The following is a 24518-nucleotide window of genomic DNA, read 5'->3' as shown; positions in this document are numbered from 1 at the left end:
GGCTTTTCAGATTGGGCAGACGTTACTGCGGGAACCACTGATCGCTGATTTTCTTGTACGTGCCGTCAGCTTTGATTGCCGCCAGCGCGCTGTTCAGTTTTTCCAGCAGGGCTTTGTTATCCGGGCGAACCGCGATGCCAAGGCCAGTACCGAAGTATTGCGGGTCGGTTACTTTGTCAGTGGCTACGCCTAACTGCGGGTTGGTTTTCAGCCACTCGTTAACCACAGCAGTATCGCCAAATACGCCATCAATACGGCCATTTTTCAGGTCGATAATCGCATTCTGATAGCTATCGTAGGCCACGGTTTTCACCTCAGGATGTTTATCCTGCAGGTATTTCTGATGGGTGGTGCCGTTTTCCATACCGATGCGCTTACCTTTCAGGTCGGCAAAGGTTTTATAGGTGTCTTTTTTCGCAATCACCAGCGCGGAGTTGGCATAGTAAGGCTGAGTAAACGCAACCTGCTTGCTACGCTCAGGTGTGATATCCATTCCGGAAATAACCGCATCATACTTCTTGAATTTCAGCGCGGGGATCAGGCTATCGAAAGCGTGATTGGTGAAAGTACATTCTGCCTGCATTTGTTTGCACAGCGCCGTTGCCAGGTCGATGTCAAAACCGACAATTTTATTGCTCGCATCCAGTGATTCAAATGGCGGATACGTGGCTGATACACCGAAACTAATTTTATCAGCAGCTGAGGCGCCAGCGGCGAAAGTAGCAAGTAATGCGGCCAGTACTAACTTTTTCATGGTGGAACTCCCGTCTGTCAATCTTATGATTATTACCGTGTCTGCGGCATGGAGTAACAATGCCATTTAATGAATTTATATGCAATAAAAATGATTAAGTATTTTTATTGGCATAAAAAAAGACGGACAATTTAGGTTGTTGTCCGTCTTTATTATTTTAATTTATGCATATTTGCCGGATGGTGGTGCTAGCACCTTATCCGGCCTACAAAAGGTGCATGAACCGTAGGCCTGATAAGCGTAGCGCCATCAGGCATATGCTTAATTCCGGTGTTCAAACGCCAGCGCTTTACGTTCGATTAAGCGCATCATCAGTGTCAGCAAGCCGTTGACGATCAGGTAAATCACACCCGCCGCACCGAAGACCATAACGTCGTATGTGCGGCCATATAGCAGTTGGCTATAGCCCATGACTTCCATCAGCGTAATGGTGTAAGCCAGTGAGGTACTTTTAAATACCAGCACTACTTCGTTGGAATACGAGGAGAGGGCGCGTTTAAAAGCGTACGGCAACAGAATCGCCAGCGTATCCTTTTTGCTCATCCCCAATGCACCGCAGGACTGCCACTGGCCTTCCGGGATTGCACGGATAGCGCCGTAGAACAGTTGCGTAGTGTAGGCCGCACTGTTTAACGACAGCGCAATTAAGGCGCATAACCAGGGTTCAGAGAGCAGATGCCACAGTACCGGATATTCTTGCAATGCCGGAAACTGTCCTGGTCCGTAGTAGATCAGGAAGATTTGCACCAGCAGCGGTGTACCGGTAAACAGTGTGATATAGGCGCGAACCAGCCACACCAGCACCGGCGTTTTCAGCGTCAGGATGACGGTGAAAATCAGCGCCAGCACCAGAGCAACTACGATGGAGGCGACCGTCAGCGTCAGGCTGGTATGCAGCCCTTTCAACAATTCAGGTAAATACTCAAGCATCAGCCTGGTCTCCGCTCAAAACGTGTCGCGCGCAGGTCAATGCGTTTGAGAATGTACTGACTCACCAGCGTAATCACCAGGTAAATAGCGGCTGCCACAATGTACCAGGTAAACGGCTCCTGGGTACGGGTGGCAATACTCTTCGTTTGCAGCATCAGATCGTTCACGCTGATAAGGCTGACCAGCGCGGTATCTTTCAGCAATACCAGCCACTGGTTACCCAGTCCCGGTAAGGCATGACGCCACATCTGCGGCATCACCAGACGAAAGAAGATCGCTGCTTTAGACAAACCTAACGCCTGACCTGACTCCCATTGCCCGAGTGGCACGGCCTTCAGCGCGCCACGCAGCGTTTGCGACGCGTAAGCGGCATACAGCAATGACAGTGCAATGACACCGCACAGGAACGGGCTGACGTCGAAGTTTTCGATCTGCATCTGAACCGGGATTTGTACAAACCCGAGATTGATTGTAAAGCCATCGGCCAGCGTCAGCAGCAGTTGTGAGGAGCCGAAATAGATAAACAGAACCACCAGAATTTCTGGCAGACCGCGCAGGATGGTGACCAGGGCCGAGCCCGCCCATGCCACCGGGCGCCATTTTACTGACTCCCAGACGGCAAAAAACATGGCGAGCGCAAGGCCAATGATCAGCGCACAAACGGCAAGGCCGACGGTCATCCCGGCGGCGCTTGCTAAAGGAAAAAATTCATTCATCAAATATTACTTCTGGAACCATTTGTTGTAGATGGTCTCGTAAGTCCCATCTTTCTTCACTTTTTCCAGCGCAGCGTTAAATTTCTGCTGCAGCTCGGTATTGCCCTGGCGCACAGCGATGCCCAGACCAGTACCGAAGTAATCTTTATCCGTGACTTTGTCGCCAACCGCGGCCAGTTTTGGATTGTCTTTCAGCCACTCTGTTACTACTGCGGTATCACCAAAGACGCCGTCAATACGACCGTTTTGCAGATCGAGTTTGGCATTCTGATAGCTGTCATACGGCACGGTAGTCACTTCCGGATGTTTATCCATGATGAATTTCTGGTGCGTCGTCCCGTTTTGAACGCCGACTTTTTTGCCTTTCAACTGATCAATGCTGGTGTATTTACCCAGTTGGCCAACAAACAGCGCAGAGTTGTCGTAGTAAGGGGTGGTGAACAGAACCTGTTTTTCACGCTCAGGCGTGATGTCCATACCGGCCATCACCGCGTCAAAACGACGGAATTTCAGGCTCGGGATCAGGCTGTCGAAGGCCTGATTGGTGAAGGTACAGGTAGCGTCAATCTCTTTACACAGCGCATTCGCCAGATCAACGTCAAACCCGACGATCTTGTTGTTAGCATCGATCGATTCAAACGGAGGATAAGACGCTTCGGTGGCGAAACGAATGGTTTGGGCTGCGGTAGCGGAAAGACTAAAACCTGCGATTAGCGCGGCAATCAGAACTTTTTTCATTGTATTGTCCCGAATCTTAGTGAGAAAGATAGTTTTTAAACGCTTCGGTTTGCGGGTTGGCAAAGCAGCTCGCATCCCCAAACTCGACGATATGACCGTTTTCCATGTACACCACGCGACTGGCCGTTTTACGAGCAACTTCCACTTCGTGGGTGACGATCACCTGAGTAATATTGGTTTCCGCCAGCTCACGAATGATGCTGACGATTTGGGCGGTGATTTCCGGGTCAAGCGCTGCGGTAGGCTCATCAAACAGCAGCACCTGTGGTTCCATCATCAACGCGCGGGCAATGGCCACACGCTGCTGCTGGCCGCCGGACAGATGCAGTGGATAGCGATCGCTGTATGGCTTCAGACGCAGTCGTTCCAGCAGTTTCTCGGCACGCGCCATCGCTTGCTCTTTTGTCAGACCCAGTACGCGGCAGGGCGCTTCAATCAGGTTCTGCACCACCGTGAGATGCGGCCAAAGATTATATTGCTGGAAGACCATGCCCACGTTTTGACGCAGATCCCGAATGGCTTTATCTGACGGGGTTTTCGTGAAGTCGAAACGGTTACCCGCAATAGAGAGCGTGCCCGAGCGCGGCATCTCAAGCAGGTTGAGTACGCGCAGTAGCGAGCTTTTCCCGGCTCCACTTGGGCCAAGTAACACCAGTGTTTCACCCTGAGGGCAATCCAGCGTGATATCGAACAGCGCCTGATGTGCGCCGTAGAAGCAGTTAATGCCGTTTAATTGAATACTCATTGACACTCGATACTGGCAGTCTGATAGCTATTGAAGCCGCAGATACTACCTTTGACAGAATAGTTATGCAATATTTATGCGTTAAAAGTTAAATGCAAACCGCATTCTTCTCTAAACATAGCACAAAATAGCGGGGCCACCAGTGGGCAAGAATAATTGTCGGCATTCTATGCAGAATGCCAGACAATTAATGGGGGTTATGATTTGGGCGAGTAAATGGCGCGATTAACGGTTTTCGACAGACTGGCGCAACGTCCCGGCTGGCGCGTGTACGCTGCCGCCCAGATAGCGGACATCATCAACGACCCAGCACTGGCCTTCGCGGATCATCAGCACTTCATCACGCCAGCTCTGGTCACCCTGTTTCAGTTCTACGCGTAGCGGAATGTTGCGTGCATCACTATTCGGAATAGTCGATGCGCTGGCGACGCTGGCACTGTCCGGTAACGTAGCCCGACTGGAGAACGGATCGCTGTTAAACAGCTCGCGGTGTGCGTTATCGCGACTGGCATCGTTCAGCAGTTTAGCCAGGTTGTCGCTAAGGTATGGACGAAGTGGGGTAAGATCATTGTTTCGATGCTGAATACGGTAATCATAGAATTGTTGAGCCACGCTGTCTGGCCCGCCTTCTACGCATGAACCGCTACGCGTGCCGTTATCTTTATAGACCGGCGTCACGGTCGTACAGGCGCTGAGAAGTAGTGCACATGGAACCAGCAGAGAGAGTTTCGAGTAGCGCATAATGATTTCCTTATTAGCTTTCTACTATTAGTGTTCTACGTTGATAGAATATATCCTTTCAATGATAGTGGATCGGTTCAATAATGCTTTTGAGATCGTGCTCTTAGCGCAAAAAGGAGATTAACCATGCAGTTTTCGACTACCCCTACGCTGGAAGGGCAGAGCATCGTGGAATACTGCGGTGTTGTGACTGGCGAAGCCATTTTAGGTGCGAATATTTTCCGCGATTTTTTCGCTGGCATTCGCGATATTGTCGGCGGTCGCTCCGGCGCGTATGAAAAAGAGCTGCGTAAAGCGCGTGAAATTGCTTTCCAGGAGCTGGGCGAACAGGCCAAAGCGCTGGGTGCTGATGCGGTGGTCGGTATTGATATTGATTACGAAACCGTGGGCAAAGACGGCAGTATGCTGATGGTGAGCGTCAGCGGTACCGCGGTGAAAACTCGCCGATGAAGCGTCTGTTGTGTCTGCTGGCATTTACGCTGTTGCTGGTGGGATGTGCTGGCGAAAAAGGGATTGTCGACAAAGACGGGTATCAGTTAGATACCCGCCGTCAGGCACAGGCTGCTTATCCACGCATTAAAGTGCTGGTTATCCATTACACGGCCGATGATTTTGACTCTTCTCTGGCTACGCTGACCGATAAAAACGTCAGCTCGCACTATTTGATCCCGGCTGTGCCGCCGCTCTATCACGGCAAACCGCGTATCTGGCAACTGGTGCCGGAAAAAGATCTGGCCTGGCATGCGGGGATTAGCTTCTGGCGTGGCGCTACGCGTATTAACGATACCTCAATTGGCATTGAGCTGGAAAACCGCGGCTGGCAAAAATCGGCAGGGATAAAATATTTTGCGCCGTTTGAGCCCGCGCAGATTCAGGCGCTGATCCCATTGGCGAAAGATATTATCGCCCGCTACGACATAAAACCGCAGAACGTGGTAGCCCATGCGGACATCGCGCCGCAACGTAAGGACGATCCTGGACCGCTTTTCCCATGGAAAGTGCTGGCCGAACAGGGAATTGGCGCGTGGCCGGACACTCAGCGCGTAGCGTTTTATCTTGCCGGGCGAGCGCCTCATACGCCGGTAGCAACCGAATCTTTACTCGATCTGCTGTCGCGTTACGGCTATGAGATAAAATCTGATATGATGCCGCGCGAACAGCAGCGGGTGATTATGGCCTTCCAGATGCACTTCCGCCCGACGCTGTGGAACGGCGTGGCGGATGCGGAAACTCAGGCGATTGCCGAAGCGTTACTGGAAAAATACGGGCAGGGTTAACGCAGAACACCAATGCCTGATGGTGCTTCGCTTATCAGGCCTACGGCTAATTTAGGCTGGATTTTGTAGGCCGGATAAGGCGCTTGCGCCGCCATCCGGCAATGGTTAACGCGGCAGCTTACCGTGGTCGCGCAACCAGGCCGCGGTACGTTCAATCCCTGCATCCAGCGTCACAATGGGCTGATAACCCAACTCTTCCTGAGCGCGGGTAGTATCCAGCGTAAAATCAAAATTTAGCTTCGAGACGCCGTAATGCGTCAGCTTTGGCTCTTTTGCCGATTTATTGCCTAAGCGCTCCATGCTGCGGGCAATCATGTCCAGCATCGGGTAGGGAACGGAGCGGATCCGACAATCAATATTCAGCTCGTCGATGAGTTTCTGCACAATGCTGCGCAGAGTGCGATGCTCGCCGTTGGTAATGTTGTACGCGCGACCTGACGGCAGCTTATCGCAGGCTTGCTGACTTGCCAGCCACATCGCGTGCACTGCATTTTCGTAGTAGGTCATATCTACCAGCGCACTTCCGCCGTGCGGCAACAGGATGCTGCCATAGTGGTACATCATATGGGCCAGGCGCGGGATAAAGACCTTATCGTGTGGTCCGAACAGGCTTTGCGGACGCAATACCGTAAAACGCGTCTGCGGGTTGGCCTGCGCCAGCAACGCGATCACGTCTTCGCCAGCTGCTTTGCTGCGGGCAAATTCATTGGCGAAGCGGTGCGGGCGAAAGTCCTCTTTGATATCGCGATGGTGGTGATAATCAAAATAGAGCGACGGCGAGGAGATATGAATGAAGTTGCGAACGCCCCAGGCTACGGCCCACTCGCCCAGACGGCGAGTTGCGCGAACGTTGGCCAGATCGAAGGCTTCCTGAGTTCCCCACGGTGAGGTAAAACTGGAGCAGTGCCACAGCGTGTCGATGCCGGCAAGCATCACTTTTGCTTGCGAAGAAACCAGCTCGGTCAAATCCGCATGCACAAATTCTGCGCCCATTTTCTCCAGCAGCTTGCCCATCGCTTCGTTGCGACCGGTGGCTCTGACGCTGACGCCTTTGCTGCATAAAAACTCAACCGCGTTTCGGCCCAAGCCGCTGGTGGCTCCGGTAACCAGTACCTTCATATCAATCCACTGTGTTTAAAAAACGTCGTGCGCATTCTTCCGTGAAATACGCCTGTATGCAATGGGAAACATGAAAGAATACAGGCTCTTTTTATCATTAGTCTGTGATTTGTTCTGCAAGTTTGGCTATACGCTTCGCCATCCCCCTGAAAATGAACAGGTGGGCGGGGATCATCAACAGCCAGTAGAAGAGGCCAGGCATACCGTGTGGATGCCACCAGGCGCGTACATCAATGCGTCGATGATCGCCTTTATCTTCCAGTGTGAAACTCAGGCGACCCAATCCCGGCGCTTTCATCCCAAACAGCAGCGTCAGCTGTTTCTCCGGCTCAACGATGATGACTTTCCAGCTATCAACGGTGTCGCCAACTTGCAATAGTGGGTGTTCGGGACGACCTTTTGCCAGCTTATGGCCGACCAGCAGGTCCAACGCCGCGCGCGTCTTCCATAGAATATTGCCAAAGAAATAGCCTTCTTTGCCGCCGAGTCGATTCACTACCTGCCACAGTGCTTTTTTGCTGGCGGCGGTTTCAACGCTAAAGCCAGCTTGTTTGGCGAAATAGCCATATTCTGGACGCCAGCGGGCAAACGCCTGTGCGTCGTAACCCCAGTCGCTGGAGTTGACCAGCTTTTCTTCTTCCTTCAACGTACTGCGCACCGCATCATCAAAGGCAATCAGCTTTTGCGGGATCAGCGCACGTAGTTTGGTGTCATCGGCCAGCAGGTCGTGTTTTAAGCCCTGGATCAGCGCCTTGGCCGTGGTTGGCGGTACTGACGTAATGACGTTTAAAAACCAGACCGAAATCCAGCGGGTAGGGAAGGGGATGGGGATGAGCAGGCGATGTTTACCGCTGACCGCCATAAAATGCTCGAACTGTTCCTGATAGCTCAACACCTGCGGGCCGGCTGCTTCGAGTACGCGGTGATGTTGCGTGGGATGATCCAACAACGCCACCAGGTAGTACATCAAATTCTCCAGCGCGATGGGTGTGGTACGTGAGCGCACCCAGCGCGGAGGGGTGAGTACCGGCAGGTTGTAGACCATGTCGCGCATCACTTCAAAGGCAGCGGAACCTGCCCCCACGATAATGCCCGCACGCAATTCCGTCATTGGCACGCCTGATTCACGCAGAGTATCTGCGGTTATCTGTCGCGCACGCAGATGATCGGATTGTTCATGCCGGGGAGCCTGTAATGAGCTCAGGAAAATAAGCTGTTTGACCGGTGTATTACGCAGTGCATCGCGGACGTTCATCGCCACCTGACGTTCGTGGGCGATAAAATCACCGCCTTCACCCATGCCATGGACCAGGTAATAAACCGTATCAACACCCACCAGTAGCGGGGTGAGGTTATCTGGCCAATTCAAATCGACCTTATGGCAACTGACGTTGGCCAGTTGCTGCTTTTCCAGTCGTTCAATGCGACGTGCCGCAGCCAACACCTGATGCCCTTGCTGACTGAGCGCCTGTACCAAATGCTGACCAATGTAGCCACTGGCGCCAAGAACCAAAATCCGTTGCGGCACGCCCATCTCCTTATTGGGTTAAAAAAGTGCGCCAGTGGGCGACGACTTCAGCAAGTTGTTCACGTGATACGTCCAGATGCATCACCAGGCGCACAATCGGGGAGGCGTTAATCAGCACACCCTGCGCTTTCATATATTCACCGAGCGCGGCCGCGTGCTCTTCGCCAACGCGCACAAACAGCATGTTGGTGTCGTGGCGCATGACGTCCGCCCCTGCTTCGCGCAGTTGCTCCGCCATCCAGGCGGCGTTGTCATGGTCTTCCTGCAAACGCGCCACGTTATTTTTCAGCGCATACAGTCCGGCCGCCGCCAAAATACCCGCCTGGCGCATTCCGCCGCCGGTCATTTTGCGCCAGCGAATGGCACGCTTGATGTACTCGTGGCTGCCGACCAGCAGCGAGCCTACCGGCGTTCCCAGACCTTTGGAAAGACAAATGGTGAACGAGTCGCAGTATTGCGTGACATCTTTAAGCTCACAGCCATAGGCGACGACGGCGTTAAAAATACGCGCGCCGTCGACGTGCAGGGCAAGATTGCGCTCCCGGGTGAATTCCCAGGCCTCTTTCAGATACTCGCGCGGCAGCACTTTTCCGTTATGCGTGTTTTCCAGACTGAGCAGACGGGTGCGGGCAAAATGGATATCGTCTGCTTTGATTTTTGCTGCCACTTTGTCCAGCGGCAGGGAGCCATCCGGCGCGGCATCGATGGGTTGCGGTTGAATGCTGCCGAGCACCGCTGCGCCACCCGCTTCGTAGAGATAGTTATGCGCGCCCTGACCGGCGATATACTCTTCGCCGCGCTGACAATGGCTGAGCAGTGCAACCAGGTTCGCCTGAGTGCCGGTAGGTAAGAAAATGGCGGCTTCTTTGCCAGAAAGCTCGGCCGCGTATTGCTGGAGGGCATTAACGGTAGGATCATCACCGTAGACGTCGTCCCCGATCGGGGCGGCCATCATCTCTTCGAGCATGGCGCGACTGGGTCGGGTGACAGTATCACTGCGTAAATCAATCACGGGCATTCCTTTTTAAGTGAGGTAATGCCCTCTGTTTTACCTGAGCCAGTTAGTTTTCGCTAGTTCGATCACTTCATCACCGCGTCCGCTGATGATTGCGCGCAGCATATACAGGCTAAAACCTTTGGCTTGTTCGAGCTTGATCTGCGGCGGGATCGCCAGCTCTTCTTTCTCCACCACCACATCGACCAGCACCGGACCGTCAATTGACATCGCCCTTTGCAGCGCCTCATCAACCTCTGAAGATTTCTCCACGCGAATGCCCGTGATGCCACAGGCCTCGGCAATCCGCGCGAAATTCGTGTCGTGTAGTTCGGTGCCGTCAGTCAGATAACCACCAGCTTTCATCTCCATCGCCACAAATCCCAGCACGCTGTTGTTGAAGACAATAATCTTCACCGGTAACTTCATTTGTACCACCGACAGAAAATCGCCCATCAGCATGCTAAAGCCGCCGTCACCGCACATTGCCACAACCTGACGTCCTGGTTCGGTCGCTTGTGCGCCGAGTGCCTGCGGCATGGCATTAGCCATCGACCCGTGGTTAAACGATCCGAGCAGGCGACGTTTGCCGTTCATTTTCAGATAGCGTGCTGCCCACACCGTTGGCGTGCCAACGTCGCAGGTAAAGATGGCATCGTCAGCGGCAAAGTGGCTGATCTGTTGAGCCAGATATTGCGGGTGAATGGCTTTATCGCTGGGTTTGGCTAAATCATCCAGCCCTTTGCGCGCCTCGCGGTAGTGCTCCAGTGCTTTGTCCAGGAACTGCCGCTCGGTTTTCTCTTCCACCAGAGGTAGTAGGGCACGTAACGTGGATTTAATATCGCCTACCAGCGCCATATCAACTTTACTGTGCGCGCCAATACTCGCCGGATTGATATCAATCTGAATAATTTTGGCGTCGGTGGGGTAGAACGGGCGATAGGGGAACTGGGTGCCGAGCAGGATCAGCGTGTCGGCATTCATCATGGTATGGAAGCCGGATGAAAAGCCAATCAGCCCGGTCATACCCACGTCATAGGGGTTATCGTACTCAACATGCTCTTTCCCGCGCAGAGCGTGCACGATCGGGGCTTTGATTTTAGCCGCAAACTCAACCAGCTCTTTATGCGCACCGGCGCAGCCGCTGCCGCACATCAGGGCGATGTTGCTGGAGTAGCGCAGCAGTTGCGCCAGTTTTCTCAGCTCTTCCTCTTCCGGGGTGACTACCGGGAGCGGCGCATGATACCAATGCGTGGTGGCGCTTTCAGGGGCGGGCTTCAGCGCCACGTCACCGGGTAATACCACCACGGAGACGCCACGGTTGAGCACCGCTTTACGCATAGCTATAGCCAGCACCTGGGGGATCTGCTCAGGGCTGGAGACCAGCTCGCAATAGTGGCTACATTCACGGAACAACTCCTGCGGGTGGGTCTCCTGAAAATAACCGCTGCCTATCTCACTGGAGGGAATATGCGCGGCAATCGCCAGCACCGGGACATGGTTGCGGTGGCAATCAAACAGGCCGTTAATCAGGTGCAGGTTTCCCGGTCCGCATGAGCCGGCACAGACGGCCAGCTCACCGGTCAGTTGGGCTTCTGCGCCTGCGGCAAAAGCGGCAACCTCTTCATGGCGGGTTGGCATCCAGTCAATCGTGCCCATACGATTCAGACTGTCACTAAGGCCATTGAGCGAGTCTCCCGTCACACCCCAAATACGTTTAACGCCAGCTTGTTCGAGTGTTTTAGCAATAAAAGCGGCAACCGTTTGTTTCATGGTTTTCCTTCTCCTCTAATGTGATACCGGTTACAAGTTTAGATGAAGATAATCGTTATGCTTCTCATTACCCCTTATTTCCGGCAGGTTTCATTTAATCTGTATTAAGCGTAGTTTGTTATTGGACATGGTGAAACAAGGAATAAATTCAAATGGTTATAAAACTATTAAATACAGTTAACCGGATACTGGCTCACGAAGATTTTGGCAAGTTTTTGTTACGCCTTGCCGTCGGTGGGCTGATGCTGTTTCATGGGCTGCATAAACTGTTTGCTGGTATTGATGGCATCAGCGGTATGTTGATAGCGAAAGGTTTCCCGGGCTTTATTGCGTACGGCGTTCTGCTGGGAGAGGTTGTAGCGCCGTGTCTGATTATTCTAGGCATCCTGACGCGTCCGGCAGCGTTGGGGCTGGCGTTTACGATGGTTGTGGCATGGCTGATGGTCGGGATGGGCGAAACCTGGACACTGGATAAAACCGGTGCATGGGCGATTGAAAGTCTGGTGTATTTCTTCATCGGTGCGCTGGCCGTGGCGTTTTTGGGGGCGGGGCGTTACTCCGTTGCAGGAAATTCTGCCTGGCGATAGTTACCATTTGAGAGTCAATACCGAGGCGGGGGGCGCTAACGGTTTGCCCGCCTCGTCGTTCAATCTGTCGCTAATCTATATGTCATCACTGTTCCATAGTTTGTGCCGACGTCTCAGCGCTCGCTGCGTCAATGCCCTTGCCATCGCGGCGCCTATTTCAGCACTGACAACCAGTCCCTGAATAAACGGACGATCGTGCATCAACCACGGCAGCCCGCCAAAAGCGATGCGATTGCGGGCGTTTTCCGGCGCTTGCAGCGTGTAATCTTCGCCGATGTCCGGGATCTCATCGCCACAGGCCAGCAGTTGATGGCGTAGCGTTGGGAAAGGGATATCTTTGCTCTGCAATGCCCGTTGCCCTCGGGCATCAATAAACACATCGAATTCGCTGCGTCGACCGTGGTGGTAAATTACCGTCATTTCCTGCTCATTCGTACGCTCATAATCCGCACCAAGTGTGAGGATCTCAATCAGCCCGGCGTCGTGCAGCGCCAGCAGTCGGCGGACTGATTCAGACGGGATTGCCGCATAATTATCGATAAACACGCGCGCCAGTCCTTGCTTAAAGCGCTTTTCATCAGGCGGATCAAGATGTGGGACGATCTCTTCGATTACCTCGTGTAGCCGCAGCAGGGTATAGCGCCACGCGACGGTACGCTGTTCCTGTTTGTTGCGTTCAACTTCAATCAGGTTGCGCTTCGCCCATTCAAAAGGTTCGTGCTCAAGCCTGTCGGCAAAGTAGGCCTCGGGGAATGTATCGGCGTTGAGCGTCTCAAGTGCTATCTCTTGGCTCCATTGCGGGGCTGCATCTTGCAGTTGTTGTACAATAATCCGGAAAATGCGGTCCAGTAATCTTTTTTGCCCATAGACAATGACGTCTTCAATTGCTTCAGGCGTTGCGATATTCAACGATTCATAGGGCAGAGGGCAGTAAAAATCCGCTTCAGGCAGCACACCGTTGCGCGACATTAGGGTCAGCTTCAGGCTTTGGCTGTCGGATTTACAGATAAACTGGAGTGCGTTATCAGCCCCGGTGGTGAAGGCACCGTGTTGGCAGGCCACGGCCATCGCTGCGTCAATCGCGCTGAGCGAGGTGCCGAGAATTCCTACCCGGCAAGCGCTAATCTGGACGTCCATCAGACCGGTCCACGGGCTGGGGAAAAACTTCCGTGTCTGTACATCCGTTTCAGGCCACAGATGGCCGGTGGCGATAGCGGCGAAGTCCACCTCGACAGGCTGTGAAGCATGATTGATCCACAGAGAGACCCCATTCGGGTTTGCGCACAGGTCGGTGACTTCGCTTGATTCGTTTATGCTAATCGCGAAGCCTGAGCCTCGCGCTTTCTCGACGATAGCGAATAAACGATCGCGATAATAGTCACCGAGGATCACGCGGGGCAAAAATTGCCGTTCATGCAAAGAATTACGTTCAATCCGAAACTGCGCCAGATAGTCATCACTTTGATTCTGTAGCCACGTCAGATAACTGATATAAATCGGTGGGATCTCTATGCTGGCTATATTTGCCAGCATGAAGTCTGCGTTGTTGTCGCTGTTATAAGGCATGCCAACGCCCGCCTGTTCAGCTTGCTCATAAAGCTCTATTTCCAGCGGTTCACCGCGCTCAACCAGGGCATAAAACGTATAAATGCCGGTGGGACCGACGCCGACAATGGCCACTTTTTTCATGGGGATCCTTGTAGAAAGTTCGACGTGGTAGTCCTGGATTATGCTTAATCTGCGAAGTGTAAGTGTGGTCGATAATTTACGGGGGAAGGAGGTATTTTGCCGGGGAGAGTGAAAATATCAGAATTTTGCGGCGCCTGAGAGCATAAAAAAGGCCACCCGGTACAGCCAGGCAGCCTTTTGCACATCAGATACCGGCCAATTACGCCAGCACTAAATCACCCTGCGGATGGCAGGAACAGGCCAGCACATAACCTTCAGCGATTTCTGCGTCGGTCAGCGTCATGGTGCTGCTGACCGTGTAGTTACCGTCAACCACTTTGGTTTTGCAGCAGCCGCAAACGCCTGCACGGCATGCGGCGACAACCGGAACCTTGTTGCTTTCCAGCGCTTCCAGCAGCGTACTGCCCACCGGCGCATAGAACTCTTTCGCCGGCTGTAGCTTAGTAAACTTCAGACCACTGGTGGCGGCTTCGGCAACAGGTGTGAAGAACTGCTCTTTAAAGAAGCGCGTCACACCCAGTGCTTTGACTTCTTTCTCGACCAGATCCATATACGGTGCCGGGCCACAGGTCATCACTGTACGCGAGGTCAGATCCGGTACGCTTTTCAGCAGTTCGGTAGTCAGTCGGCCAGAAACAAAACCTTCGGTGGCATTGTTTTCAGCAACTAATGTCACCGGATATTCACGCCACTCGTCGGCAAAAATGACATCTTGCGGCGAGCGAACGTTAAAGATTACCTGTACATCCGCTTGCGGGCGGTACTTTGCCAACCAGCGACGCATTGACATGATTGGCGTAACACCACAGCCTGCGGCCAGCATCAGGAACTTGTCTTCCGCTTTATCTTCACAGGTGAACTCACCCATGGCATCGGACAGCCAGATATAGTCGCCGCGCTTCACGTCGCGGGTTAGCCACTGTGAACCTGCACCATCGTCAATCCGGCGGATGGTCAACGTAATGTACTCGCTAACGCCCGGCGTTGAGGAAATGGTGTAAGCACGCAGCGTATCCGCTGAATTACGTACGCTGACCAGTGCATACTGCCCGGCGCGGTAAGGATAATAATCGTGGCACAGCAACGAAATTGTCCATACATCCGGCGTTTCCTGATGGATGTGGTGAACCTGCATCCGCCATGGGCACTGATGAGTTGGCATTGTCATTCTTTACTCCTTACGCGCTCAGCAGTTGCTTCATGTCTTCTTCAACGGTGGTCACGGAACGCAGACCAAATTTCTCGTTGAGAACTGCCAGCAGATCCGGTGTGAAGAAACCAGGCGCAGTCGGGCCAGTTACGATGTTTTTCACGCCCAGAGACAGCAGGGTCAGCAGAATAACAATCGCTTTCTGTTCGAACCAGGAGAGTACCAGAGACAGCGGCAGATCGTTCACGCCACAGCCCAGTTTCTCAGCCAGGGTTACCGCCAGGATAATGGCAGAGTAGGCATCGTTACACTGACCGGCATCGACCAGACGCGGCAGACCTTCGATATCGCCGAATTCCAGTTTGTTGAAACGGTATTTACCGCAAGCAAGGGTCAAGATCAGGCAGTCATCCGGCACGCTGGTGGCGAAGTCGGTGAAGTAGTTACGTTCACCACGTGCGCCGTCACAACCGCCAACCAGGAAGATGTGACGCAGTTTTTCACGGCTCACCAGGTCGATCAGGGTATCAGCAGCGCCCAGCAGGGTCTGACGACCGAAACCTACGGTGATCAGGTGCGGAATTTCACTGTACGGGAAGCCAGCCATCTGCTGCGCCTGTGCGATAACCGGACCGAAATCGTCACCTTCAAGGTGGCTCACGCCCGGCCAGCCGACGATGCTACGGGTCCAGATACGGTCGTCGTAGGCGCCAACGGTTGGGTCGATGATGCAGTTAGAGGTCATCACGATTGGGCCAGGGAAGCGGGCGAATTCAACCTGCTGGTTCTGCCAGCCGCTGCCGTAGTTACCGATTAGGTGTTTGAACTTACGCAGTTCCGGATAGCCGTGTGCTGGCAGCATTTCGCCGTGGGTATAAACGTTAACACCGGTGCCTTCAGTCTGCTCAAGCAGGTTGTAGAGATCTTTCAGGTCGTGACCGGAGATCAGGATGCACTTACCTTCGGTTGCTTTTACGTTGACCTGAGTCGGGGTCGGGTGACCGTATTTAGTGGTTTCACCGGCGTCCAGAATGCTCATCACTTTGAAGTTCATCTGGCCGATTTCCATTGAACACTCCAGCAGAGCGTTCATATCGGAAGGCCAGGTACCCAGCCACGCCATGATTTTGTGGTACTGAGCATAGATATCGTTGTCGTACTGACCAAGAACGTGGGCGTGCTCCATGTAAGCTGCCGCACCTTTCAGGCCGTACAGACACAGCAGACGCAGGCCGAGGATATTATCGCCGATGGTCGCTTTGTCTTTATTCGGGGTGAATTCAGCGGCCTGACGTTGCAGGTCGCCCAGATCGTCGCTGACCAGTTGCAGATCGGCCATCGGGTTATCGACGGTGGCGTTAGCGTCTTTAGCCAGGCATTGTGCTTTCAGGGCGTCGCGCATGGCGATAGCTTCACGGGCATAGCCAACAATACGCGGGGAATCGAAGTTTACGTTAGTCAGCGTGGAGAAGAACGCACGCGGCGCAAAGTTATCAACCTCATGGTCGATGATGCCGTATTCACGTGCTTTAACAGCCCATGCAGACAGACCTTGTAGGGAAGCAATCAGCAGATCCTGCAAATCGGAGGTTTCAGCCGTTTTACCGCACATACCCTGCGCGTAAGAGCAGCCGTTTCCTGCCGGAGTACGGATGGTTTGTTCACATTGCACACAAAACATGGTCACACCTTTTAAAGTTATATTTAATATACATGTTTAAGATTATGCCTGTGCGCGTAGGGATAAAAGGGATTTCTGCTACTACTTGCAGGGAGATTGATTTAGCGCAATTTTGGCGGTAGCTGACTACCGCCAGAGAGGTATTTGCCCGAGCGTCAGGCGGAGAAAAACGCCATCAGCAGAGGCACTAACAGACTCAAAATAAAGCCGTGGACGATGGCTGCCGGGACCATTTCCAAGCCGCCGCTGCGTTGTAAAACGGGCAGGGTGAAATCCATTGATGTCGCGCCGCATAATCCCAGCGCGGTAGAGCGGCTGCGGCCCACCATTCCTGGAATCAACATAATGGCGATCAGTTCACGGGCCAGGTCGTTAAAGAAGGCGGCGCTACCAATTACGGGTCCGAACGATTCGGTCAACAGAATACCGGACAGGGAATACCAGCCAAAACCTGATGCCATCGCCAGCGCGGTTTTCAGCGGCAGACCGAGGATAAATGCATTGATAACCCCCGCCAGCATCGAACTGGCGACGACGACGACGGCTACGATCATCCCCCGACGGTTCAGTACAATTTGCTTTAAGGTCATACCGCTGTTGCGCAGTTGGATCCCCACCAGGAACAGTAAAAAGATTAACGTATATTCGCTGGCTTCGGTGGCATGCTGCAGAATGGGAAGCCCAGTGAGGCCGAGCAGGAAACCGATGACGACGACGCCGCAAAGCTGGAGCGACTCAAGCGCCATTGCAATTCGCGAGGGGAGTTTTTCTTGCTTGTGGTTGTGTCTCCAGGGCAGCGAACGCTCCAGCCAGAACAGCGCCGCAATATTACACAGTATAATGACCGTCACGCTGACCGCAGAATAATGAAGAATAGCTAACAGGTTGCTGGCGAGATTATCCAGAAACGCCAGGCTAATACCCATAAAAAAGAGAATAAGGTAGACGATCCAGCTCAACAGGCGATTGATAAGTTGTAATGCAGTCCTGTGCCGGAGCGGAATAAGGTAGCCCACAATAAGGGGAACCAGAATGATTAACAGCCCTGAAAACATGAAAACCAGATCCTTGCTGAGAAGTAAGACGAAATGCGCTAGCACACACTACTCAAAGCAAAGAGGGGAGTAAAGTTGCAAATAAAAGGAAATATAGAGAGGATAAAAAAGACCTGACTTGCGCCAGGCCTTTTTTGTTAGCGATTAATCGCGTTTTTCCAGCAGAGTGCGGTAAATAAGGCCGCCGAGTACCCCACCGATAATCGGCATAACCCAGAAGAACCACAATTGTTGCAATGCCCAGCCGCCCTGGAAAATGGCTACTGCGGTACTACGTGCCGGGTTTACGGAGGTGTTGGTGACTGGAATACTGATCAAGTGGATCAAAGTTAATGCCAGACCAATTGCGATAGGTGCAAAACCTGCCGGAGCATGTTTATCGGTCGCGCCGTGGATCACTAATAAGAAGCCTGCGGTCAGAATAATTTCAATGACGACGGCAGAAAGCATGGAATAACCGCCTGGTGAATGTTCACCAAAGCCGTTTGATGCAAAACCACTGGCCGTTGCATCAAAACCCGCTTTACCGCTGGCAATAAGATACAGTGCCGCTGCTGCAACAATACCGCCTACAACCTGAGCAATAACGTAACCAATAACATCTTTTGCCGGGAAACGACCGCCAGCCCATAAACCGAAGGTTACCGCCGGGTTAAAATGCCCACCTGAAATATGACCCACGGCGAATGCCATGGTTAATACGGTCAGGCCGAATGCCAGCGCGACACCGGCAAATCCAATTCCCAATTCCGGGAATGCGGCTGCCAGCACTGCACTACCGCACCCACCAAAAACGAGCCAAAACGTACCGAAGAATTCAGCTGCTAATTTCCTGAACATAACCACCTCAATTAAAAGTTCCGGGTTCGTATTCCTTGCCCGGTAATTCATCGCTAAAAGGGACGATGATGAAAGAGCGGGTATTTTAGAAAAAAATATCATCCCTTCGCCAGTTAAATTGATGAAAAAATTTGATTTAAGGCAATATGTTGCGATTCCTTTTTGAATCTTGGGTGAATGAAGCATAGTCCAATTAGCGAAAGGACGATGATTAAGTTCTGAAATTATATTCAGGAGAAAACATAAGAAGAATATTCTTATTTTTTTTGCTTTTGCGATTCACGCCAGATTGATATCGGGTGTCCTGAGCCCCCGCTTGCCGTTATACTCCTGATAACTTGAAGGAAAAAGTTAGCATTTCCGGAGGCTATATGATTCTCGAACGCGTTGAGATTGTTGGATTTCGTGGTATTAACCGTCTGTCGTTGATGCTGGAGCAGAGCAACGTGCTGATTGGGGAGAACGCGTGGGGTAAATCCAGTCTGCTGGATGCCTTAACCCTGCTGCTGTCGCCGGAGCCAGACTTGTATCATTTTGTCCGCGAGGATTTCTGGTTCCCGCCGGGCGACATACAGGGCCGGGAACACCACCTGCACATTATCCTGACGTTTCGTGAATCCCAGCCGGGGCGTCACCGGGTACGTCGCTATCGCCCTCTGGAAGCCAGCTGGACGCCGTGCCAGGATGGCTATCACCGCATTTTTTATCGTCTGGAAGGCGAGTGTGCGGATGACGGTAGCGTTCTGACCTTGCGCAGTTTTCTTGACGGCGACGGCCATCCATTACCTCTCGATGACATTAACGATCAGGCGCGGCATCTTGTGCGCCTGATGCCGGTACTGCGTCTGCGCGACGCGCGATTTATGCGCCGGATCCGCAACGGTACCGTGCCGGATTCGGCGGACGTCGAAGTCACCGCCCGCCAACTGGATTTTCTGGCGCGTGAGCTGGCTACCCGACCGCAAAACCTGACCGACGGACAGATCCGCCAGGGGTTATCGGCCATGGTGCAGTTGTTGGAGCACTATTTTTCCGAGCAGGGGGCTGGCCAGTCCCGTTACCGTCTGATGCGCCGTCGCTCCAATAACGAACAACGGAGCTGGCGCTATCTGGACATTATTAACCGCATGATTGATAAACCCGGCGGACGTACGCATCGGGTTATTCTGTTGGGCCTGTTTTCGACCCTGTTGCAGGCCAAAGGCACGCTGAGGCTGGATAAAGACGCCCGACCTTTATTGCTGGTGGAAGATCCGGAAACGCGTTTACATCCCATCATGCTTTCGGTGGCCTGGCACTTGTTGAATTTACTGCCTCTGCAGCGAGTGGCGACAACCAATTCCGGTGAGCTGTTGTCCCTTACGCCCGTGGAACATGTTGTTCGTCTGGTTCGTGAATCATCCCGCGTCGCCGCCTGGCGGCTGGGGCCGGGTGGGATCAGTGCAGAAGATGGTCGGCGAATCGCATTTCATATTCGTTTTAATCGTGCGTCATCGTTGTTTGCCCGCTGCTGGTTGCTGGTAGAAGGCGAAACGGAAACCTGGGTTATTAACGAACTGGCCCGTCAGTGCGGACATCACTTTGATGCAGAAGGGATTAAAGTTATTGAATTCGCCCAGTCCGGCCTTAAGCCGCTGGTTAAATTCGCCCGCCGGATGGGTATCGAGTGGCATGTGCTGGTCGATGGTGATGAAGCCGGGAAAAAGTATGCGGCCACGGTACGTAGCTTATTGAATGACGACAGAGAGGAAGAGCGTGAGCATTTGACCATGCTCCCCGCGCTGGATATGGAACACTTTATGTATCGCCAGGGGTTTGCTGACGTCTTTCACCGGGTGGCGCAAATCCCGGAGAACGTGCCCATGAATATGCGCAAAATTATCTCCAAGGCGATACATCGTTCGTCAAAACCGGATTTAGCCATTGAGGTAGCGATGGAAGCCGGGCGGCGCGGCGTTGACGCAGTGCCAACGCTGCTGCGAAAAATGTTTTCCCGCGTGCTGTGGCTGGCACGCGGCAGAGCGGATTAGTGGTGAAACATCGACGACAGCTGCGAATGGATGCTGTCCAGTAGCTGATAGCGGCGGCGGTATTCTGCGCGTTTTTTGCTGGCAATATCCGCCTCGCTTTTTCGCGCCAGCGTGCGCGGAATATGATAGTACCCGTGTCTGTCGCACTCGCCGCCAACCGATTCCCAAAATGCGTTGTAGTCGGAATGAATTACCTTATTTTTATCGTGGTAGCGTTGGCTGCGAAAGATATGCTGTTCATTGCTGACTGCCATAACATTATCGATATTCAATCGCTCTGCTAACCGGCAAATGGCTTCCATTACAATACGTTTTGGGAATATCCCGTGACAAGACTTGGTCGCTTTTTGGATTGCTTCGTGAGGAAGTTGCGCATTGCCCTGCACACCGCCAATAAATAATGTACTTTTGCCATTATATTCGCAGAACGTAAACGTCATTTTAGTCAGTACGTCGCCGTCGCCATTTTGCACCTGAATAGTGCTCTCTCCCTCTTTATCCAGCACCGGGAACATCATCATGGTTACGGTAAATATATCGCCATCTTTGCCTTCAATTTGCGCCAGTTGTAAGCCGTCATTGCTTAATAAGGCGTTAAATTCTGCGGGTAAAAATGCATGGCGGATAACATTATAATGAAAACGCACCGCGTCTAAACGCATTTTACGGGTGAAGTTTGCGGCAAGGTAAGGACGATGCAAACGCACCGGCAATCGGGGTTGGTGGGATAGCAGGTTTTCAAGATCCGGCCATTGGGACAGTTCTGTCATCCATTCCTGGGTGAGGCGAGGTATCAAGAGTGAGCGCCAGATAAACTTACGACGAAAGCTCCGCTTATCCCAGCAATGTGCGGGACGTAAATGACCGCTGCTCAGGCTGTAAAAAAGACCAAAGCTGGTGACGGGTTTGGTGGAAAGAAAAGTGCTTTCAGTTAGTTGACTCATAATATAAATCCGATTGATACCCTGGTACTAATTTCAGCACAGCGGATCTTAACCATTCATCAATAACTCTGTTATTCTTGCGCTTTTCAACGGCGATTTATTTAACGTTGATGTTTAGCACTCCACTCTGGTGGACGTATTGGGGGAATTGGGACATTTATGAAGCTCAAGGGAAAAATCAAAAAACGCTATTTTCTGTTCGCCATCATCCTTATTGTGGCGGTAATTGCACTTTGGCGAACGCTTAATGCGCCTTTACCTCAGTATCAAACATTAATTGTTCGTCCGGGCGATCTGCAGCAAAGCGTGCTGGCTACCGGTAAACTGGATGCGCTGCGTAAAGTTGACGTCGGGGCGCAGGTCAGCGGGCAGTTAAAAACGCTGTCGGTCGCGATTGGCGATAAAGTCAAAAAAGATCAGTTGCTCGGCGTAATCGATCCTGAACAGGCGCAAAACCAAATCAAAGAGGTTGAAGCGACGCTAATGGAATTGCGCGCCCAGCGTTTACAGGCAGAAGCTGAGTGGAAACTGGCGCGGGTGACGCTTTCCCGTCAGCAACAGCTGGCAAAAACCCAGGCCGTTTCACAGCAGGATCTCGACACGGCGGCCACCGAAATGGCGGTCAAACAGGCGCAAATTGGCGCAATTGACGCGCAAATTAAACGTAATCAGGCTTCTCTCGATACGGCAAAAACCAACCTTGATTACACCCGCATTGTCGCGCCAATGGCAGGCGAAGTAACGCAAATTACTACCCTACAAGGGCAAACCGTTATTGCCGCTCAGCAGGCACCTAATATTCTGACGCTGGCGGATATGAGCACCATGCTGGTAAAAGCGCAGGTTTCTGAGGCTGATGTAATTCACCTGCAACCTGGGCAAAAAGCCTGGTTTACCGTACTGGGCGATCCGCAGACACGCTACGAAGGCACGCTGAAAGATGTTCTTCCGACGCCAGAGAAAGTGAATGATGCGATTTTCTACTATGCCCGCTTCGAAGTTCCCAATCCGAAAGGGATCCTGCGTCTGGATATGACCGCGCAGGTCCATATCCAGCTCACTGATGTCAAAAATGTTCTGACGATCCCGCTGTCGGCACTGGGCGATCCTATTGGTAACAACCGCTATAACGTCAGGCTACTGCGTAACGGCGAAACCCGCGAACGTGAAGTGGTTATCGGCGCGCGGAATGACACCGATGTGGAGATCGTGAAAGGGCTGGAAGAGGGTGATGAAGTCATTACAGGCGAGGGCAACGCTGGAGCTGCAAAATGACAGCATTGCTTGAACTGAGCCATATCCGCCGCAGCTATCCCTCAGGTGAAGGCCAGGTTGAGGTGTTGAAGGACGTATCCTTGAGCATTCAGGCCGGGGAAATGGTGGCGATTGTCGGGGCGTCGGGTTCGGGTAAATCGACGCTGATGAACATTCTCGGCTGTCTGGACAAACCTACCAGCGGTACGTATCGGGTTGCCGGACGGGATGTCTCCACGCTGGATAGCGATGCGCTGGCACAGCTGCGCCGTGAGCATTTCGGCTTTATCTTCCAGCGCTATCATTTGCTGTCACATTTAACCGCGGCGCAAAATGTCGAGGTGCCTGCGGTCTACGCTGGCACCGAGCGTAAGCAGCGCCTGGCGCGTGCGCAGGAATTACTCCAGCGGCTGGGTCTGGGCGACAGGGTTGATTATCAACCTTCTCAACTTTCCGGTGGTCAGCAGCAGCGGGTCAGTATCGCACGTGCACTGATGAACGGGGGACAGGTTATTCTTGCCGACGAACCCACCGGTGCACTGGATAGCCATTCCGGCGAAGAGGTGATGGCGATTTTGCATCAGCTGCGCGATCGCGGACACACGGTAATTATCGTCACGCACGACCCGCAGGTTGCCGCACAGGCCGAGCGGGTCATTGAAATTCGTGACGGCGAGATTGTGCGCAATCCGCCGCCACAGAAACCCTCTGGTGGACGCGATATCGCGGAGCCAACGGTGAAAACGGCATCCGGCTGGAGCCAGTTTGTCAGCGGATTTCGTGAAGCGCTTACCATGGCCTGGCTGGCAATGGCTGCGAATAAGATGCGAACGCTACTCACCATGCTTGGGATCATCATCGGTATTGCTTCTGTGGTGTCGATCGTGGTGGTAGGCGATGCGGCTAAACAACTGGTACTGGCAGATATTCGCGCTATTGGTACTAACACCATTGATATCTATCCTGGCAAAGATTTCGGCGACGACGATCCGCAATATCAACAGGCATTGAAGTATGACGATTTGACGGCGCTACAGAAGCAGCCCTGGGTCAGTTCGGTAACACCTGCAGTGTCGAAGAACCTGCGGTTACGCTATGGCAATATCGACGTTGCTGCCAGTGCTAACGGCGTTAGCGGCGACTATTTCAACGTCTATGGCATGACATTTAGCGAAGGGACCACCTTTAACGCCGAGCAACTGGCGGGGCGCGCTCAGGTGGTGGTGCTCGACAGTAATACCCGGCGCCAGTTGTTCCCCAATAAAGCGAAAGTTGTCGGCGAAGTCGTGCTGGTGGGAAATATGCCGGCCACGGTAATTGGCGTTGCAGAAGAGAAACAGTCGATGTTCGGCAGTAGCAAGATCCTGCGGGTCTGGCTGCCCTACAGCACCATGTCCGGACGAATTATGGGGCAGTCGTGGCTGAACTCGATCACCGTGCGAGTAAAGGATGGTTTTGACAGTGCCCAGGCCGAACAGCAACTGACCCGACTGTTGACGTTGCGCCACGGTAAGAAGGATTTCTTCACCTGGAATATGGACGGTGTCTTGAAAACCGCTGAAAAGACCACACGTACATTACAACTCTTCCTGACGCTGGTGGCGGTGATTTCGCTGGTGGTTGGTGGGATTGGCGTGATGAATATTATGCTGGTTTCGGTAACCGAACGAACGCGTGAGATTGGCATTCGTATGGCGGTAGGCGCGCGTGCCAGTGATGTGCTGCAACAGTTCTTAATTGAAGCGGTGTTAGTGTGTCTGGTTGGCGGCGCGTTGGGCATTAGCCTGTCGATGCTGATCGCCTTTACACTTCAGCTATTCCTGCCGGGCTGGGAAATTGGATTCTCACCCGTCGCGCTGTTGACGGCGTTCCTGTGTTCGACTGCAACCGGGGTGTTGTTTGGCTGGCTACCGGCGCGGAATGCGGCACGTCTGGATCCAGTAGATGCTCTGGCGCGGGAATAATGCCACAGA

The 24518-nt window shown here is 52.9% G+C and carries 22 protein-coding genes; 6 read left to right on the top strand and 16 right to left on the bottom strand.

Annotated elements, in window-relative coordinates; genetic code table 11:
* Positions 1-22 precede the first annotated feature (22 nt).
* From artJ to WN16_RS18840, 6 genes are all read right to left on the bottom strand, one after another.
* Positions 23-754 carry an arginine ABC transporter substrate-binding protein ArtJ gene (artJ, locus tag WN16_RS18865; protein ID WP_003834417.1) on the bottom strand — a complete coding sequence of 244 codons (732 nt, stop codon included), beginning with the start codon at positions 752-754 and terminating at the stop codon, positions 23-25.
* Positions 755-1015: 261 nt separating this feature from the next.
* Positions 1016-1684: an arginine ABC transporter permease ArtM gene (gene artM / locus WN16_RS18860; RefSeq protein ID WP_003840185.1), complete on the bottom strand. Its 669-nt coding sequence runs from the start codon at positions 1682-1684 to the stop codon at positions 1016-1018.
* Positions 1684-2400, bottom strand: a complete 717-nt coding sequence (artQ, locus tag WN16_RS18855) for an arginine ABC transporter permease ArtQ (protein WP_003027301.1) — start codon at positions 2398-2400, stop codon at positions 1684-1686. The genes artM and artQ overlap by 1 nt, the downstream gene beginning before the upstream one ends.
* 6 nt (positions 2401-2406) lie before the next feature.
* Positions 2407-3138, bottom strand: coding sequence for an arginine ABC transporter substrate-binding protein ArtI (artI, locus tag WN16_RS18850; protein ID WP_044701878.1), 732 nt, complete (start codon positions 3136-3138; stop codon positions 2407-2409).
* Positions 3139-3154: 16 nt separating this feature from the next.
* A complete protein-coding gene (gene artP, locus WN16_RS18845; protein WP_003027295.1) occupies positions 3155-3883 on the bottom strand; it encodes an arginine ABC transporter ATP-binding protein ArtP in 729 nt (242 codons plus the stop codon).
* 225 nt (positions 3884-4108) lie between these two features.
* The gene (locus tag WN16_RS18840; RefSeq protein ID WP_044701881.1) at positions 4109-4624 is read right to left on the bottom strand and encodes a lipoprotein; all 516 of its coding nucleotides are present in this window, start codon (positions 4622-4624) and stop codon (positions 4109-4111) included.
* Between the two features lie 126 nt (positions 4625-4750).
* On the opposite strand from WN16_RS18840, the gene WN16_RS18835 reads away from it, so the two are divergent.
* A complete protein-coding gene (locus tag WN16_RS18835) occupies positions 4751-5074 on the top strand; it encodes a heavy metal-binding domain-containing protein (protein WP_001160725.1) in 324 nt (107 codons plus the stop codon).
* Complete coding sequence (locus tag WN16_RS18830) at positions 5071-5901, top strand: N-acetylmuramoyl-L-alanine amidase (protein WP_044701884.1); 831 nt, start codon at positions 5071-5073, stop codon at positions 5899-5901. Before WN16_RS18835 ends, WN16_RS18830 begins: the two co-directional genes overlap by 4 nt.
* Positions 5902-6006: 105 nt before the next feature.
* Here WN16_RS18830 and WN16_RS18825 read toward each other — a convergent pair whose 3' ends face one another.
* From WN16_RS18825 to poxB, 4 genes are all read right to left on the bottom strand, one after another.
* Complete coding sequence (locus WN16_RS18825) at positions 6007-7020, bottom strand: NAD(P)-dependent oxidoreductase (RefSeq protein ID WP_003840192.1); 1014 nt, start codon at positions 7018-7020, stop codon at positions 6007-6009.
* A 97-nt stretch (positions 7021-7117) separates the two neighbouring features.
* On the bottom strand, positions 7118-8548 hold the full coding sequence (locus WN16_RS18820) for an SDR family oxidoreductase (RefSeq protein ID WP_044701955.1): 1431 nt from the start codon (positions 8546-8548) through the stop codon (positions 7118-7120).
* A gap of 10 nt (positions 8549-8558) precedes the next feature.
* A complete protein-coding gene (ltaE, locus tag WN16_RS18815; RefSeq protein WP_044701886.1) occupies positions 8559-9560 on the bottom strand; it encodes a low-specificity L-threonine aldolase in 1002 nt (333 codons plus the stop codon).
* A 36-nt stretch (positions 9561-9596) separates the two neighbouring features.
* Positions 9597-11315, bottom strand: coding sequence for a ubiquinone-dependent pyruvate dehydrogenase (gene poxB, locus WN16_RS18810; RefSeq protein ID WP_103790823.1), 1719 nt, complete (start codon positions 11313-11315; stop codon positions 9597-9599).
* A gap of 152 nt (positions 11316-11467) precedes the next feature.
* Between poxB and WN16_RS18805 the strand changes: the two genes are divergently transcribed.
* Entirely contained in the window at positions 11468-11902 is a 435-nt protein-coding gene (locus tag WN16_RS18805; RefSeq protein WP_044701888.1) for a DoxX family protein, read from the top strand.
* A gap of 75 nt (positions 11903-11977) precedes the next feature.
* Here the strand turns inward: WN16_RS18805 and WN16_RS18800 are convergent, their stop codons facing one another.
* The 5 genes from WN16_RS18800 to aqpZ form a co-directional block, all read right to left on the bottom strand.
* On the bottom strand, positions 11978-13591 hold the full coding sequence (locus WN16_RS18800; protein WP_044701891.1) for an FAD-NAD(P)-binding protein: 1614 nt from the start codon (positions 13589-13591) through the stop codon (positions 11978-11980).
* Positions 13592-13790: 199 nt separating this feature from the next.
* Positions 13791-14759, bottom strand: coding sequence for an NADH oxidoreductase (gene hcr / locus WN16_RS18795; protein WP_003027256.1), 969 nt, complete (start codon positions 14757-14759; stop codon positions 13791-13793).
* 10 nt (positions 14760-14769) lie between these two features.
* Positions 14770-16422: a hydroxylamine reductase gene (gene hcp, locus WN16_RS18790; RefSeq protein ID WP_044701892.1), complete on the bottom strand. Its 1653-nt coding sequence runs from the start codon at positions 16420-16422 to the stop codon at positions 14770-14772.
* 155 nt (positions 16423-16577) lie between these two features.
* Complete coding sequence (locus WN16_RS18785) at positions 16578-17477, bottom strand: lysine exporter LysO family protein (protein ID WP_044701893.1); 900 nt, start codon at positions 17475-17477, stop codon at positions 16578-16580.
* 144 nt (positions 17478-17621) lie between these two features.
* Complete coding sequence (gene aqpZ / locus WN16_RS18780) at positions 17622-18317, bottom strand: aquaporin Z (RefSeq protein WP_003840208.1); 696 nt, start codon at positions 18315-18317, stop codon at positions 17622-17624.
* A 371-nt stretch (positions 18318-18688) separates the two neighbouring features.
* On the opposite strand from aqpZ, the gene WN16_RS18775 reads away from it, so the two are divergent.
* Entirely contained in the window at positions 18689-20347 is a 1659-nt protein-coding gene (locus WN16_RS18775; protein WP_003036822.1) for an ATP-dependent endonuclease, read from the top strand.
* Here the strand turns inward: WN16_RS18775 and WN16_RS18770 are convergent.
* Positions 20344-21291, bottom strand: a complete 948-nt coding sequence (locus tag WN16_RS18770; protein WP_016150622.1) for a VirK/YbjX family protein — start codon at positions 21289-21291, stop codon at positions 20344-20346. The genes WN16_RS18775 and WN16_RS18770 overlap by 4 nt on opposite strands.
* Before the next feature lie 159 nt (positions 21292-21450).
* Between WN16_RS18770 and macA the strand changes: the two genes are divergently transcribed.
* Together macA and macB are read left to right on the top strand one after the other, a co-directional pair.
* Complete coding sequence (macA, locus tag WN16_RS18765) at positions 21451-22566, top strand: macrolide transporter subunit MacA (RefSeq protein ID WP_016150621.1); 1116 nt, start codon at positions 21451-21453, stop codon at positions 22564-22566.
* Entirely contained in the window at positions 22563-24509 is a 1947-nt protein-coding gene (macB, locus tag WN16_RS18760; RefSeq protein ID WP_003840216.1) for a macrolide ABC transporter ATP-binding protein/permease MacB, read from the top strand. Before macA ends, macB begins: the two co-directional genes overlap by 4 nt.
* Positions 24510-24518: the final 9 nt, after the last annotated feature.

This window comes from Citrobacter sp. ABFQG (assembly GCF_004322975.1).
Classification (GTDB): domain Bacteria; phylum Pseudomonadota; class Gammaproteobacteria; order Enterobacterales; family Enterobacteriaceae; genus Citrobacter; species Citrobacter freundii.
Note: the sequence above shows the minus strand (reverse complement) of the source record. Positions and strands in the feature narration are given on the sequence as shown.

Coding starts and splice junctions, on each gene's coding strand:
- hcp (WP_044701892.1), bottom strand. CDS start 16,422: ATGTTTTGTGTGCAATGTGAACAAACCATCCGTACTCCGGCAGGAAAC.
- WN16_RS18775 (WP_003036822.1), top strand. CDS start 18,689: ATGATTCTCGAACGCGTTGAGATTGTTGGATTTCGTGGTATTAACCGT.
- WN16_RS18835 (WP_001160725.1), top strand. CDS start 4,751: ATGCAGTTTTCGACTACCCCTACGCTGGAAGGGCAGAGCATCGTGGAA.
- WN16_RS18805 (WP_044701888.1), top strand. CDS start 11,468: ATGGTTATAAAACTATTAAATACAGTTAACCGGATACTGGCTCACGAA.
- poxB (WP_103790823.1), bottom strand. CDS start 11,315: ATGAAACAAACGGTTGCCGCTTTTATTGCTAAAACACTCGAACAAGCT.
- WN16_RS18840 (WP_044701881.1), bottom strand. CDS start 4,624: ATGCGCTACTCGAAACTCTCTCTGCTGGTTCCATGTGCACTACTTCTC.
- WN16_RS18785 (WP_044701893.1), bottom strand. CDS start 17,477: ATGTTTTCAGGGCTGTTAATCATTCTGGTTCCCCTTATTGTGGGCTAC.
- artQ (WP_003027301.1), bottom strand. CDS start 2,400: ATGAATGAATTTTTTCCTTTAGCAAGCGCCGCCGGGATGACCGTCGGC.
- hcr (WP_003027256.1), bottom strand. CDS start 14,759: ATGACAATGCCAACTCATCAGTGCCCATGGCGGATGCAGGTTCACCAC.
- macA (WP_016150621.1), top strand. CDS start 21,451: ATGAAGCTCAAGGGAAAAATCAAAAAACGCTATTTTCTGTTCGCCATC.
- WN16_RS18830 (WP_044701884.1), top strand. CDS start 5,071: ATGAAGCGTCTGTTGTGTCTGCTGGCATTTACGCTGTTGCTGGTGGGA.
- artJ (WP_003834417.1), bottom strand. CDS start 754: ATGAAAAAGTTAGTACTGGCCGCATTACTTGCTACTTTCGCCGCTGGC.
- aqpZ (WP_003840208.1), bottom strand. CDS start 18,317: ATGTTCAGGAAATTAGCAGCTGAATTCTTCGGTACGTTTTGGCTCGTT.
- WN16_RS18770 (WP_016150622.1), bottom strand. CDS start 21,291: ATGAGTCAACTAACTGAAAGCACTTTTCTTTCCACCAAACCCGTCACC.
- WN16_RS18825 (WP_003840192.1), bottom strand. CDS start 7,020: ATGAAGGTACTGGTTACCGGAGCCACCAGCGGCTTGGGCCGAAACGCG.
- artM (WP_003840185.1), bottom strand. CDS start 1,684: ATGCTTGAGTATTTACCTGAATTGTTGAAAGGGCTGCATACCAGCCTG.
- macB (WP_003840216.1), top strand. CDS start 22,563: ATGACAGCATTGCTTGAACTGAGCCATATCCGCCGCAGCTATCCCTCA.
- WN16_RS18800 (WP_044701891.1), bottom strand. CDS start 13,591: ATGAAAAAAGTGGCCATTGTCGGCGTCGGTCCCACCGGCATTTATACG.
- artI (WP_044701878.1), bottom strand. CDS start 3,138: ATGAAAAAAGTTCTGATTGCCGCGCTAATCGCAGGTTTTAGTCTTTCC.
- artP (WP_003027295.1), bottom strand. CDS start 3,883: ATGAGTATTCAATTAAACGGCATTAACTGCTTCTACGGCGCACATCAG.